Source organism: Altererythrobacter sp. CAU 1778 (genome assembly GCF_054482795.1).
This window is the reverse complement of the sequence record NZ_JBTLRP010000002.1, coordinates 470,371-483,229: the sequence shown is the minus strand read 5'-3', so window position 1 is coordinate 483,229 and position 12,859 is coordinate 470,371. Positions and strand designations below refer to the sequence as shown.

Genomic DNA, 12,859 nt, shown 5'->3' with positions numbered 1-12,859 from the left:
TTAGCCCGGAATCGACCAGCGCGCGAAGATCGCGGTGGGCAGCATTCGCGCGCGTTCACCCACTTCCTTCACCGCCAGGTCGCCGTGTTCGATCACGCCGGGAAGGTGGCGCAGTTTTTCTTCCAGCAGCCCGCCGAGCGACAGGCTGCTCATCCGCACGGCATAGACCGTCAGGAACAGGAAGCGGCTGTCCGCATCGAGCAGTGCGGCACAATGGCCGACCAGCTCCCCCAGCCCTTCCTCAATGCGCCACGTTTCGTTCTTCGGGCCGCGTCCGAACTTGGGCGGGTCGAGAATGATGCCGTCGTAGCGATTGCCCCGTCGCACCTCGCGCGCAGCGAACTTCATCGCGTCGTCTACCAGCCAGCGGATGGGGCGATCTTCCATACCCGAAAGCACGGCGTTCTCGCGGGCCTGCGCCACCGACTTCTTGCTCGCATCGACATGCGTCACGCGTCCGTGGCGGCTCAGCGCAAGCGAGCCGACGCCGGTGTAGCCGAACAGGTTGAGCGTATCCGCATCGGTGCGATCGCCCAGTTGGTCGCGCATCCAGCTCCACACCGGCGCCATGTCGGGGAAGAACTGGAGGTGGCGAAATGGCGTCGGGCGGGCCGTGAAGCGCACATCGTCCCACGCCAGCGGCCAGCCTTCGGGCGGCAGGCTAGCGGATTCGGTCCAGCGACCACCGCCATCCTCGTCCGCACCGGGAATGAATTCGCTATGCGCTTCCCAGCCCCATTCGCTGGCGTCGCGCGGGGACCACATGGCCTGCGGTTCGGGGCGAATGAAGCTGTAGTGGCCGAAACTTTCGTGCTTCCGCCCGTCGCCCGAATCGAGCAAGCGATAGCCGTCCCACCCTTCGCCCACCATCAGCTGCGGCTGTGCGATAAGCTGGGCCATCAGGCAGCCGGGGTGGCGCGCTCCGCCACGAAATCGCGTACCGCGTCGTAAGTACCGGGGAGTTCGGAATACTCCTCCTCCCGCCCGAAAAGGTCGCCTATCCGCGCAGGTATCGTCGGACGCACACCGGTCGCCCGCTCCACCGCGCCGCGGAACTTGGCCGGGTGCGCGGTGGCGAGGGTCACGACCGGCACGTCCGCCCCGCTGTCCAGATGGCGTGCGGCATGGAGGCCGACGGCGGTGTGCGGATCGATGATCTGCCCGGTGTGCTCATGCGCCCAATGCATCGCGGCGGAAGTTTCTTCGGGGCTGACGGCGACGCTGGTGAACAGCGCCGACATGCCTTCGCGCTGGGCATTGGTGAGCTGCATGGCCCTGGCCTGTTCGAACGCGCCCATCTGCCCCGACAGGGCGGCGCCGTCGCGCCCGCCGGCGTCGAACAGCAGGCGTTCGAAATTGGAGGAAACCTGGATGTCCATCGACGGCGTGATGGTGGGCGTTACGCTGCCGGTCGAATAGTCGCCCTTGCGGATTGCGCGGTCGAGAATGTCGTTGACGTTGGTTGCCACCACGAGCCTCTCGATCGGCAGGCCCATTTTCGCCGCGACATATCCGGCGAACACATCTCCGAAATTGCCCGTCGGCACGCTGAAGGCGACCTTTCGCTCCGGCCCGCCCAGTTGCAGGGCGGCGGCGAAGTAATAGACCACCTGAGCCATCAGCCGCGCCCAGTTGATCGAATTCACCGCACCGATGTTGAACCGCGTGTTCATCTCCGGGTCGCCGAACATCCGCTTCACCATCGCCTGCGCGTCGTCGAAGCTGCCTTCGATCGCGATGTTGAAGACGTTTGGCGCGCGCATCGTCGTCATCTGGCGGCGCTGGATGTCGCTGACCCGCCCCTTGGGATGAAGCATGAATATCTGCACGCCTTCGCGCGCGGCGACTGCGTGAATGGCCGCGCTGCCGGTGTCGCCGCTGGTCGCGCCGACGATGGTCAGATTGCTGCCGCGCCGCGCAAGGAACGTCTCGAACAGCAGTCCGAGTAATTGCAGCGCGACGTCCTTGAACGCCAGCGTCGGGCCGTGGAACAGCTCCAGCAGCCAGTGCTGTTCGGTCAGTTGGGCGAGCGGCGTGACCGCGTCATGCGCGAAGCTGCCATAGGCCTGCTCGCACAGGGCCAGGAGTTCCTCGTCGGTCAGGCTGCCCGCGACGAACGGCTGCATGATCCGCGCGGCAAGCTGCGCGTATGGCAGCCCGCGCATCGCCGCGATTTCGCCTTGCGTGAAGCCTGGCCATTCGCGCGGCAGGTAGAGCCCGCCATCGCCGGCCAGCCCGGCCAGCGTGACGCCTTCGAAATCGAGCGCTGGAGCCGCGCCGCGGGTGGAGATGTATTCCATGCTGCCAGCGCGGTTAGCCGCGCCTGCGGCAGTGGGCAAGCAAGAGGCGCTTTAGCGGCCCGAACCGCGTTGTTGTCGCTTGAGCGCCAGCACGTAGATCACCAGCGCGGCCAGCGCGAAGAAGAACCATTGCCCCGCATAGGCGAGGTGGTTGTTCGGCAGTTCGTCAGGCGATGGCGCGGCGAGCGGCTGGAGGTCCGGCGCGACGGCTTCGCTTGCGATCAGGCGCGGCCCGGGCGCGATGATCCCTGCGACCTCCCCGCCCTGCCACTGGGCAGGCTGCGGATCACGCTTCCACCCGATGTCGACGGTGACGGGCGCCTCGCCGCGATAGACCTCGCAGGAGGCGCGCTGCGCCCAACCGCTTTCGCCCGCCGCGCTGCGACCGGATGTCGGCTGGATCGACACGACCCGCAGGCAGTCGACGGTGCTGCGATGGAACAGCAGCCCCTCCCCCTCGCCGGTCAGCGGGAACGGCACCTCAGTATCGGCCTGCATTGCGGCGTCGTAGCGGGCGATCAGGGCCTCCTTCTCGCCCTTGCGGCCAAGCTGCCAGAAGCCGAGCGCAATCATCGTCGCCACAGCGGCGATCACCACGACCGTTGGTATCAGGGGAAAGCGCGGCAGGCTCATAAGTCTCGCGACCCCGCTTCTCTCGCGCGGTTGCGGTATTCCTGTTGCAGCAGCCAGCCCTTGCCGATGCGCAGGCCGCCCACCGTCAGGCCGAACACCAGCGGCACCCACAGGATTATGTGCAGCCAGAACGGCGGGGCAAAGGCGATTTCCACCCAGATGGCGAGTGCGCTCGCGATCCCGCCGACAATGGTGATCAGAAATGCCGCCGGCCCGTCACCCACGTTGAACTGGTCGAAGTCCAGCCCGCAATTGCCGCACCTGGGTGCGAACTTCACCATCCCGGCGAACAGCGTGCGCTCTCCGCACCGGGGGCACAAACCGAGAAGGGCAGCCTCGCGCTTGGCGGGCTGCCCTTCTGGTGTTTCGGAACTGTCGCTCACCAACGGGTCAATGCGCGGCGATCGGTGCGCCCCAGCCGCCCCAGATGTAGACGGCGACGAAGAGGAACAGCCACACCACGTCGACGAAGTGCCAGTACCACGCCGCCGCTTCGAAGCCGAAGTGCTGGCGCGGGGTGAAGTGGCCCTTGTAGGTGCGGACGAGGCAGACGATCAGGAAGATCGTGCCGATCAGCACGTGGAACCCGTGGAACCCGGTCGCCATGTAGAAGGCCGAGCTGTAGGTGTTGCCGCCGAAACCGAAGCCCGCGTGGCTGTATTCGTAGGCCTGAATGGCGGAGAACAGTGCGCCCAGCAGGACGGTCGCCCACAAGCCCTTCTTCAGCCCGTCGCGATCACCGTGAATCAGCGAGTGGTGCGCCCAGGTGACCGTGGTGCCCGAACACAGAAGGATCAGCGTGTTGAGCAGCGGAAGATCGAACGGATCGAGCACTTCCAACCCCTTGGGCGGGAAGCTGAGCAGGGCGGCTGCGCCGTCCTGTCCGATCATGTTGTTGGCGATACCGTCGACGATTTCCACCGGTGCGGGGAACAGCGCGAAGTCGAACCAGCTCCAGAACCAGCCGACGAAGAACATCACTTCCGATGCGATGAACAGGATCATGCCGTAGCGCATGTGCAACTGCACGACCGGCGTGTGATCGCCCGCCTGCGCTTCGCGCACGATGTTGCTGAACCAGCTGTAGAAGGTGAAGACCAGGCCGATCAGGCCGGCGACGAGCACGGGCCTGGCGAAGGCCAGATCGTGCATGAAGAACACCATACCGGTCGTGAAGGTCAGCGCCGACAGCGAGCCGATGATCGGCCAGGGGTCGGTCGGCAGAATGTGATAGTCGTGTGTCTTTGCGCCAGCCATCGTAATTTCCTGTTCGCTTTCGGGCCGGGCCTTACTGCGCTGCCGCGCGCCGGTCCAGCCGCTTCATGCCTTAATCCAGTGCCCTAATCCAATGCACGGTGGAACGTGTAGCTGAGCGTGATCTGCTCCACGTCCTTCATGTTCTCGTCGTCCAGCGCGGCGGGATCGACGTAGTAGATCACCGGCATCCGCATTTCCTGCCCCGGCTCCAGCCGCTGTTCGGTGAAGCAGAAACACTGGATCTTGTTGAAGTACCGCCCTGCCTGCTCCGGCTCGACATTGAAGGTCGCGGTGCCGGTGACGGGCTGGACGGAGTTGTTCCTCGCCGTGAAGAACGCGATCTTGCGTTCCCCATAGGTCAGTTCCTGCGTCCGCTGTTCGGGCGCGAAGCTCCACGGCATATCGCGCGCGGTGCTGCCGTCGAACCGCATGGAAATCGGAACGTCGGTGACTTTCACGCCGGCCGCTTCTGTTTCGGTCACGCGCTGGGTCGTCCCGCCGAAACCGGTGGCCTGGCAGAACAGCTGATAGAGCGGCACCGCAGCATAGCCCAGGCCGAGCATGGCCAGCGCGCCCGCCAGTGCGAGCAGCGCGGTGCGATTGCGCGAATCGATTGCCGGAGCCGCGTTCGCCATCACTGGCCTCCGATCCGCACGATGGTGATGGTGTAGAACAGCACCACGAAGAAACCGAGCAGCAGGCCCAGCGCGATGTTGCGCGACTTGCGGCGGCGCGCGACTTCCTTGTCGAAGTCGGGGTCGCGATGGGGTTCGGTGGGTTGCATCAGATCACTCCCTGCGCAGCAAGCAGGCGGTCCGCCACCAGCGCGCCGAACAGCGCGAACAGGTAGAGGATGGAAAAACCGAACAGCCGCTTTTCCGGCAGCATCCGGTCTCCCGGCGCCGAGCGACGCAGGCCGACCTGCGCGGACAGCACGACGAACGCGGCAGACAGCAACGCGGCTGCCACGCCATAGATCACGCCCGCGCCGCCGATGAACCACGGTGCCAGCGCGATCGGTGCCAGAACGACGGCATAGATCAGGATCTGCTGGCGGGTCGCCTTCTCGCCAGCGACGACCGGCAGCATGGGGATGCCTGCCTTGGCGTAATCGCTCTTCACGAACAGCGCGAGCGCCCAGAAATGCGGCGGCGTCCAGAAGAAGATGATGGCGAACAGCAACACCGGCATCAGCGTGACGTCGCCCGTCACCGCGACCCAGCCGATCAGCGGCGGAAACGCCCCGGCGCCGCCGCCGATGACGATGTTCTGCGGAGTACGCGGCTTCAGCCACATGGTGTAGATGACGGCGTAGTAGACGATCGAGAAGGCGAGAATTGCCGCCGACAGCCAGTTGACCGCCAGGCCCATGACCATCACCGACATCGCCGAAAGCGCGACGCCGAAGTCGCGGGCGTCGGTGCGCGACAGGCGCCCTTGCGGAAGCGGACGGTTGGCCGTGCGCTTCATCACCGCATCGATATCCGCTTCCCACCACATGTTCAGCGCTGCCGCCCCGCCCGCGCCCAGCGCAATGCACAGCACGGCGGTGAAACCCAGCACGGGATGGATCGAGCCGGGCGCAGCCAGCAATCCGCACAGGCCGGTGAAGATGACAAGCGTCATCACGCGCGGCTTGGTCAGCGCGTAGAAGTCGCGCCAGTCGGCCGGCAGGGCCTGAACGGAAGGGTTTGCGGTTGCACTCATGTCGTTCGTCGGTCGGTTATCGGGTCGAAGGGGGCGCTCCGCTGTCGGAACGCCCCCGTCGCCTGTCCTGTCGCCTGTCACCCCGCGGGCCGCATCGCTGCCGCCCGCAGCCACGCCATCAGGCCTTGGCCGGCTGCGGGCTGATGTGATCGTCCGCCGTGTGGTGATCTTCGATCACCGGCAGCGTTTCGAACTGGTGGAACGGCGGCGGGCTCGACAGGCTCCATTCGAGCGTCGTTGCGCCTTCGCCCCAGTAGTTCGCTTCCGCCTTCTTGCCTGCGGTGAAGGCGTAGACGAGGTTGATGAAGAACACGAGCACCGAGACCATGACGATCAGGTAACCGAAGCTCGAGACTTCGTTCCAGAAGGCATAGGCCGGCGTGTAGTCCGGATAGCGGCGCGGCATACCCTGCATGCCCAGGAAGTGCTGCGGGAAGAAGATCACGTTCACGCCAATGAAGAACAGCCAGAAGTGGATGTGGCTCAGCAGTTCGGAGTGCCAGCGCCCGCTCATCTTCGGGAACCAGTAGTAGAACCCGGCGAACATCGAGAACACGGCGCCCATCGACAGCACGTAGTGGAAGTGCGCCACCACGTAATAGGTGTCGTGGAGGTTGTCGTCGATCCCGCCGTTGGCCAGGACCACGCCGGTCACACCGCCCACGGTGAACAGGAAGATGAAGCCCAGCGCCCAGACCATGGGCGACTTGAACTCCAGGCTGCCGCCCCACATCGTCGCGATCCAGCTGAAGATCTTGATGCCGGTCGGCACTGCGATCAGCATCGTGGCGGCCGTGAAGTACATCTTCGTATTCACGTCGAGACCGACGGTGTACATGTGGTGCGCCCACACGATGAAGCCAATCACGCCGATGCCGACCATGGCGTAGGCCATGCCGAGGTAGCCGAACACCGGCTTGCGGCTGAAGGTCGCGACGATCTGGCTGATCATGCCGAAGCCCGGCAGGATCATGATGTAAACTTCGGGGTGACCGAAGAACCAGAACAGGTGCTGGTAGAGGATCGGGTCGCCGCCGCCTGCCGGATCGAAGAAGGTCGTGCCGAAGTTACGGTCGGTCAGCAGCATCGTGATTGCGGCAGCCAGCACCGGCAGCGCCAGCAGCAGCAGGAATGCAGTGACCAGGATCGACCAAACGAACAGCGGCATCTTGTGCAGGGTCATACCCGGCGCACGCATGTTGAAGATGGTCGTGATGAAGTTGGTCGCCCCGAGGATCGAGCCCGCACCTGCGAGGTGGAGCGCGAAGATCGCGAAGTCGACAGCCGGACCGACCGACCCGCTGGTCGAAAGCGGCGCATAGACCGTCCAGCCGGTACCGGCACCCATGCCGACGCCGCCCGAGAAGAACATCGACATCATCAGGCTGGAGAAGCCCGCGACGGTCAGCCAGAAGCTGACGTTGTTCATGCGCGGGAAGGCCATGTCCGGCGCGCCGATCATGAGCGGGACGAACCAGTTGCCGAAGCCACCGATCATGGCGGGCATGACCATGAAGAACACCATGATGAGGCCGTGCGCGGTGATCAGCACGTTCCAGGTGTGCAGCGCCTGGTCGAAATCGAAGGAACCGCCGTTCAGGAAGGACGCGACGTGGCCCAGCACCTGGATGCCAGGCTGCTCCAGCTCGGCGCGCATCAGGCCTGAAATCGCACCGCCGACGATACCGGCGATGATCGCGAAGATCAGGTAGAGCGTGCCGATATCCTTGTGGTTCGTCGACATGAACCAGCGCGCGAAGAACGACGGCTTGTGGTCGTGATCATGCGCGTGATCGTGGCTTGCGTCGTGAGCCGTGAAGTTGTCCGCGGTGGTGGCCATCGTATCGTACCTTGAACGTGTCGTTTGAAATCAGTTGCCGGTCGTCATCGCGCCCGGAACGCCCGGTGCGGTGTCTTGCGTCGGAGCTTCACCTGCCGCCGGAGCGCCTTCTTCCGCCGAGGCCGGAGCGACCTGTTCGGTGTCGAGCCCGGTGGTGGGTGCGGCTTCTTCGTCAGCGCCGCGAACCGTGCCACCCTTGCTGGCGAGCCAGGCTTCGAACTGCGGACGCGGAACGGCTTCGACGGCGATCGGCATATAGCCATGGCGCGCGCCGCACAGTTCCGAACACTGGCCGTAGTAGATGCCCGGTTCCTTGATGAACAACTTCTTTTCATTGATGCGGCCCGGAACGGCATCCAGCTTGAACCACAGCGAGGGCACGGCGAAGGAGTGGATCACGTCCTTGCCGAAGGTCTGGATGCGGATTTCCTCGCCGACCGGCACGACCATGCGATTGTCGACTGCCAGCTGGGCCGGCTCGCCACGCTTGATCGCCTCTGCCTCATCCAGCATGTTCGAGAGAACCTCGAACCCGCCGTTGTCGGGATATTCGTAGCCCCAGTACCACTGGTAGCCATTGACCTTGACGGTCAGCGCGTCCTTTTCCGGGCTCTTGTACTGCGCGAGCAGGAGCTGGATCGAAGGGACCGCGATGACCAGCAGGATAACCACCGGCACGAAGGTCCAGATGATTTCGATGAGCGTGTTGTGGCTCGTCTTGGAAGGCACCGGATTGGCCTTCTTGCGATACTTCGCCATCACCCACAGCAGCAGGAAAAGAACCAGCAGGCTGATCGCGAAGATCACCGGCAGCAGGATGACGTCGTGCATCCAGATCGCCTGTTCGCCAGTCGGCGAATACTGGTCCTGGAAGGTGATCCGGCCATCGACGGGCTGGCCCTTGATCATGTCGGGGCCAAGCGGGGTGTAACCGCCGGTCGCGGCTGCATCGGCCGTGGTGGCCGCAGCATCCGCCGTTTCGGCAGCGGTGGCATCGACCTGCGCCGGCGCGACGGTCGTGCTGGTGGTCGGAGCAGCCGCAGCCGCTTCGTCCTGAGCCAGCGCCGGAGCGCCGAGAGCCAGCGCAAAACCCGCCGTCAAAATGGTCATCAAACGGGCCGGGCCCCGGGCGATATCGCCGAATTTCATCGTTCTGATGCTTTCCGCTTACTTGTGATTCCCCACCCCCGTCAGGGGCGCTTGGGGGCGGCCTATACGCGCGGTTGCCCCATGCCTCAAGCGGTTCTAGGGAGATTTTTGGGCAAGGTGGCTTGCGACAGTTGCAAGCGCGCGCGGGTGCCGTAACGGCTATGCGGGGCGAGCCATTCAGCAGGGATCGAAATTTACATGACCGAAGAAGAAGTGCTGCAGGAATTCCGCGCAGCCGACGCATTGCTCCAAGGACATTTCAAACTCTCCTCCGGCCGCCATAGCGCGCACTACCTTCAATGCGCGCGCGTACTGATGAACCCGGAACGCGCCGCGCGGCTGGCGGTGGCGCTGTGCCAGAAGCTGCCGCGCGAACTCCGCAGCGCTGTCGACAAGGTGGTTTCGCCCGCGATGGGCGGCATCATCATCGGTCACGAGATGGGCCGCGCGCTGAACAAGGACGCAATTTTCGTGGAGCGCCCCTCCGGCACCTTCGAACTGCGTCGCGGCTTCGACATAGAACAGGGCGAGAAAGTTCTGCTGGTCGAGGACGTCGTCACCACCGGTCTTTCCAGCCGCGAAGCAATCGCGGCCGTCGAGGGTGCGGGCGCGACGGTCATCGCCGCCTGCTCGGTTGTCGACCGCTCGGCGGGGCAGGCGGACCTCGGCGTGCCTTACGTCTCGCTGGTCGAGATCAACTTCCCGACCTACGCGCCGGACGAAGTGCCTGCCGATCTCAGGGCCGTGCCCGTAACCAAGCCGGGCAGCCGCAAGGCGTGAGCGCGGTTCACGCCCCTGGCAAGCTGCGGCTCGGCGTGAACATCGATCACGTCGCGACAATCCGCAACGCCCGCGGTGGCGACCATCCCGACCCGGTTCGCGCGGCGGAGATCGTCGCGGCCTGCGGCGGGGACGGCATCACCGCGCATCTGCGCGAGGACCGCCGCCATATCCGCGACGACGATCTCAAGCGCATCCAGGACGCGACTGACCTTCCGCTCAACCTCGAGATGGCGGCGACCGACGAGATGCTGGCCATTGCCCTCGCCCATCGCCCGCACGCCGCCTGCATCGTGCCCGAGAAGCGCGAGGAAGTGACGACCGAGGGCGGGTTGGACGCCGCAGGCCTGCACAACCGGCTGGTCCCGATCGTCGACAGGCTCAAGGAGGCGGGCATTCGCGTCAGCCTGTTCATCGAGGCGTCCGAACGCCAGCTCGACGCCGCGCTGCGCCTCGGCGCGCCGGTGGTGGAATTCCACACCGGCGAATATGCCCATGCCTCGGGCGAGAAAGTCGCGGTCGAACTGCGCCGCATCGCCGACATGGCCGCCCTCGCCGCCAAAAACGGGATCGAGCCGCACGCCGGCCATGGCCTTACCTACGAGAACGTCCAGCCCATCGCCGCCATTCCGCAACTGGCCGAGCTCAACATCGGGCACTACCTTATAGGAGAGGCGATCTTCTCCGGTCTCGAACCCGCCGTCCTGCGGATGCGCGAACTGATGGACGACGCGCGGTGAGGTTCGTGCTGACCGTATCGACGCGATGGGCCGCGAAGGCGATCGACCGGATCGTCGCGTGGAACGAAGTCCTTCCATGATCATCGGCCTCGGCTCCGACCTCTGCAATATCGAGCGCATCCAGAACTCGCTGGACCGCTTCGGAGCGCGGTTCACGGCGCGTGTCTTCACGGAGATCGAGAATGCCAAGGCCGCGCGGCGGCCGCACACGCAGGCAGGCACCTATGCCAAGCGGTTCGCCGCGAAGGAGGCGTTTAGCAAGGCGGTCGGCACCGGGTTCAAGCGCGGCGTATTCATGAAGGACATCGGCGTCGTCAACGCCCCTTCCGGCGCGCCGACATTGGCGCTATCGGGCGGCGCGAAGGCGCGGCTCGACGCGCTGACCCCCGCCGGGCACGAGGTCGTCATTCACCTCACGCTCACCGATGACCACCCATGGGCGCAGGCTTTCGTGATAATCGAGGCCGTGCGCGCGTGAACTCCCCTTCCGTTTCCCTGTCCATGTTCCGATCCGCGCCGAAGACCACCACGGAAGAAGACGCCCCGATCGACTGGCTCGCTGAAATTCGCGGGCTGGCGCTGATGCTGCTCGCGGTGCTGGGGTTCCACACCTTCATCGCCAAGCCGTTCTACATACCGTCGGAGAGCATGATGCCGAACCTGCTGGTCGGCGACCGGCTGGTGGTGAGCAAATATCCCTACGGCTGGAGCTGGGTCTCCGCGAGCTTCCACGTCCTCCCGCGCAGCGACTGGCACATCGCGCCCGCCGTGCCCGAATATGGCGACATCGTCATCGCCGTGCCGCCCGACCGGGCAGAGGATTACATCAAGCGCGTCGTTGCCCTGCCCGGCGACCGGATCGCGCTGAAGAACGGCCAGATCGTACTCAACGGCAAGCCTGTGCCGCAGGACGTCGTGCCCGACCTTCGCGTGGCAGTGGATGGCAATGCGCCCTGCAACAGCGGTGACTATCCCGGCCTGAAGCAGGAGGTGGGCGGCGCGCCGGTCTGCGAAATGCCCGCCCTGCGCGAGACAATGCCCAATGGCGCAAGCTACGTCGTCGTCGATCATCTGCGCCAGCGGCTGGACGACATGGACGAGATCACCATTCCGGCCGGCCACGTCTTCCTGATGGGCGACAACCGCGATCATTCGTCCGACAGCCGCGCGCTGGCCGAACCGTTCGACAATGGCCTCGGCGGGCCGGTGCCGCTGACCAGCGTCGGCGGACGAGCGGAATTCATCACCTTCTCGCTCGACGGCAGCCTCGGCTGGAACCCGGCGACATGGTGGGACGCATTGCGCCCCGACCGCGCGTGGACTAGCCTGCGCCCTTCAAGGGTTGCAGGGAACGACAGGGATGCCGAATAGCGACGCTCCCCCGGCGAAAGATGCCGGGAAAGACGATGTGGGCAACAGCCCGACGCGGATCGACGATCCCGCCACGCGTTCCGAAGTCCACAAGGCCTTCATCTGGAGCATGGTGGTCGGCGGGGTCATCCTCGCGATCTATCTCTCGCAATCCATTCTCGTGATCTTCGGCGCACTGGTGCTTGCCGCCATGCTCGATGGCGGGGCACGGCTGCTGGGGCGGGTGCTGGACATCGGACGCACGTGGCGTGTCGTTATCGTGCTGCTGGGCGTCGCTGCCTTCTTCATCTGGCTGGTGATCTTCGCCGGCACCCAGATCGCGCAGGAAGCGGGTGAGCTGCCTGCGACGATCAACCTGCAAGCCGAGAAAGCCATCGCCTGGGCGCAGGGCAACGGCATCGCGATCAGCTGGGACGAAGTGCGGGGCATGGCCGGGCAGCTGGTCAGCGGCGTCGGCACAATCACCCGCGCCATCGGCGGGCTGTTCGGCGGCCTGACCACGTTGCTGCTCATCACCATCATCGGCATTTACGTCGCTCTCGATCCGCGGCTCTACGAACGCGGCGTCGCGTGGTTCGTCCCGCGCGAACAGCGCGAGGAATTCTACGTCACCGCATCGCGCATGGGCGCGACGTTGCGCCGCCTGATGGCCGGACGTTTGCTCGGCATGGTGGTGGAAGGGATATTCACCTGGGCGCTGCTGGCGATTTACGGCGTGCCGATGGCGGCCCTTCTGGGCCTGCTTACCGGCCTTCTTGCCTTCATTCCCAACATCGGGGCTTTCGTGTCCGGCGTGCTGATGATCACGGTGGGCTTTTCAGGGGGGCCGGAAATGGGCCTCTACACCATCTTCGTCTACGTCGCGGTGCAGACGATCGACGGCTACATCCTGATCCCGATGATCGCCAAGAAGACGGTGGACCTCGCGCCCGCGCTGGTGCTCGCCGCGCAGCTTATGCTGGGGGTATTGTTCGGAATCCTCGGGCTGGCGCTTGCCGATCCGCTGATGGCCATGCTCAAGACCGCGCTCGAACGCCGGGCGGAACGCCAGGGCGATGACCCAGCTGCCGGAGACGCCTGAC

At 65.1% G+C, this 12,859-nt stretch carries 15 protein-coding genes; 5 read left to right on the top strand and 10 right to left on the bottom strand.

What is annotated here, in order from left to right:
• The 10 genes from ACXYN8_RS10380 to coxB all read right to left on the bottom strand — a co-directional run bounded on the left by ACXYN8_RS10380 (position 1) and on the right by coxB (position 8,847).
• On the bottom strand, positions 1–900 hold the full coding sequence (locus ACXYN8_RS10380) for a class I SAM-dependent methyltransferase (RefSeq protein WP_458889365.1): 900 nt from the start codon (positions 898–900) through the stop codon (positions 1–3).
• Positions 900–2,300: a threonine synthase gene (thrC, locus tag ACXYN8_RS10375; RefSeq protein ID WP_458889601.1), complete on the bottom strand. Its 1,401-nt coding sequence runs from the start codon at positions 2,298–2,300 to the stop codon at positions 900–902. Before thrC ends, ACXYN8_RS10380 begins: the two co-directional genes overlap by 1 nt.
• Before the next feature lie 51 nt (positions 2,301–2,351).
• A complete protein-coding gene (locus ACXYN8_RS10370) occupies positions 2,352–2,933 on the bottom strand; it encodes an SURF1 family protein (RefSeq protein WP_458889364.1) in 582 nt (193 codons plus the stop codon).
• On the bottom strand, positions 2,930–3,316 hold the full coding sequence (locus ACXYN8_RS10365; RefSeq protein ID WP_458889363.1) for a DUF983 domain-containing protein: 387 nt from the start codon (positions 3,314–3,316) through the stop codon (positions 2,930–2,932). The genes ACXYN8_RS10370 and ACXYN8_RS10365 overlap by 4 nt, the downstream gene beginning before the upstream one ends.
• Positions 3,317–3,323: 7 nt before the next feature.
• Positions 3,324–4,190 carry a cytochrome c oxidase subunit 3 gene (locus ACXYN8_RS10360; RefSeq protein ID WP_458889361.1) on the bottom strand — a complete coding sequence of 289 codons (867 nt, stop codon included), beginning with the start codon at positions 4,188–4,190 and terminating at the stop codon, positions 3,324–3,326.
• Positions 4,191–4,273: 83 nt separating this feature from the next.
• Positions 4,274–4,825, bottom strand: coding sequence for a cytochrome c oxidase assembly protein (locus tag ACXYN8_RS10355; protein WP_458889360.1), 552 nt, complete (start codon positions 4,823–4,825; stop codon positions 4,274–4,276).
• Complete coding sequence (locus ACXYN8_RS10350; RefSeq protein ID WP_458889359.1) at positions 4,825–4,974, bottom strand: hypothetical protein; 150 nt, start codon at positions 4,972–4,974, stop codon at positions 4,825–4,827. Before ACXYN8_RS10350 ends, ACXYN8_RS10355 begins: the two co-directional genes overlap by 1 nt.
• Positions 4,974–5,897 (bottom strand): heme o synthase, encoded by a 924-nt coding sequence (locus ACXYN8_RS10345; protein WP_458889358.1) that lies wholly within the window; start codon positions 5,895–5,897, stop codon positions 4,974–4,976. The genes ACXYN8_RS10350 and ACXYN8_RS10345 overlap by 1 nt, the downstream gene beginning before the upstream one ends.
• Positions 5,898–6,015: 118 nt before the next feature.
• Positions 6,016–7,737, bottom strand: coding sequence for a cytochrome c oxidase subunit I (gene ctaD, locus ACXYN8_RS10340; RefSeq protein ID WP_458889357.1), 1,722 nt, complete (start codon positions 7,735–7,737; stop codon positions 6,016–6,018).
• A 30-nt stretch (positions 7,738–7,767) separates the two neighbouring features.
• Entirely contained in the window at positions 7,768–8,847 is a 1,080-nt protein-coding gene (gene coxB, locus ACXYN8_RS10335) for a cytochrome c oxidase subunit II (RefSeq protein ID WP_458889356.1), read from the bottom strand.
• Between the two features lie 237 nt (positions 8,848–9,084).
• Here coxB and pyrE point away from each other — a divergent pair, with 237 nt between their 5' ends.
• The 5 genes from pyrE to ACXYN8_RS10310 all read left to right on the top strand — a co-directional run bounded on the left by pyrE (position 9,085) and on the right by ACXYN8_RS10310 (position 12,858).
• Positions 9,085–9,666 carry an orotate phosphoribosyltransferase gene (pyrE, locus tag ACXYN8_RS10330; RefSeq protein ID WP_458889355.1) on the top strand — a complete coding sequence of 194 codons (582 nt, stop codon included), beginning with the start codon at positions 9,085–9,087 and terminating at the stop codon, positions 9,664–9,666.
• Positions 9,663–10,406 (top strand): pyridoxine 5'-phosphate synthase, encoded by a 744-nt coding sequence (locus ACXYN8_RS10325; protein ID WP_458889354.1) that lies wholly within the window; start codon positions 9,663–9,665, stop codon positions 10,404–10,406. Before pyrE ends, ACXYN8_RS10325 begins: the two co-directional genes overlap by 4 nt.
• 76 nt (positions 10,407–10,482) lie before the next feature.
• Positions 10,483–10,884: a holo-ACP synthase gene (gene acpS / locus ACXYN8_RS10320; RefSeq protein ID WP_458889353.1), complete on the top strand. Its 402-nt coding sequence runs from the start codon at positions 10,483–10,485 to the stop codon at positions 10,882–10,884.
• A 23-nt stretch (positions 10,885–10,907) separates the two neighbouring features.
• On the top strand, positions 10,908–11,777 hold the full coding sequence (gene lepB, locus ACXYN8_RS10315; RefSeq protein WP_458889600.1) for a signal peptidase I: 870 nt from the start codon (positions 10,908–10,910) through the stop codon (positions 11,775–11,777).
• Positions 11,767–12,858, top strand: a complete 1,092-nt coding sequence (locus tag ACXYN8_RS10310) for an AI-2E family transporter (RefSeq protein WP_458889352.1) — start codon at positions 11,767–11,769, stop codon at positions 12,856–12,858. The genes lepB and ACXYN8_RS10310 overlap by 11 nt, the downstream gene beginning before the upstream one ends.
• The last annotated feature ends 1 nt before the right edge of the window (position 12,859 follow it).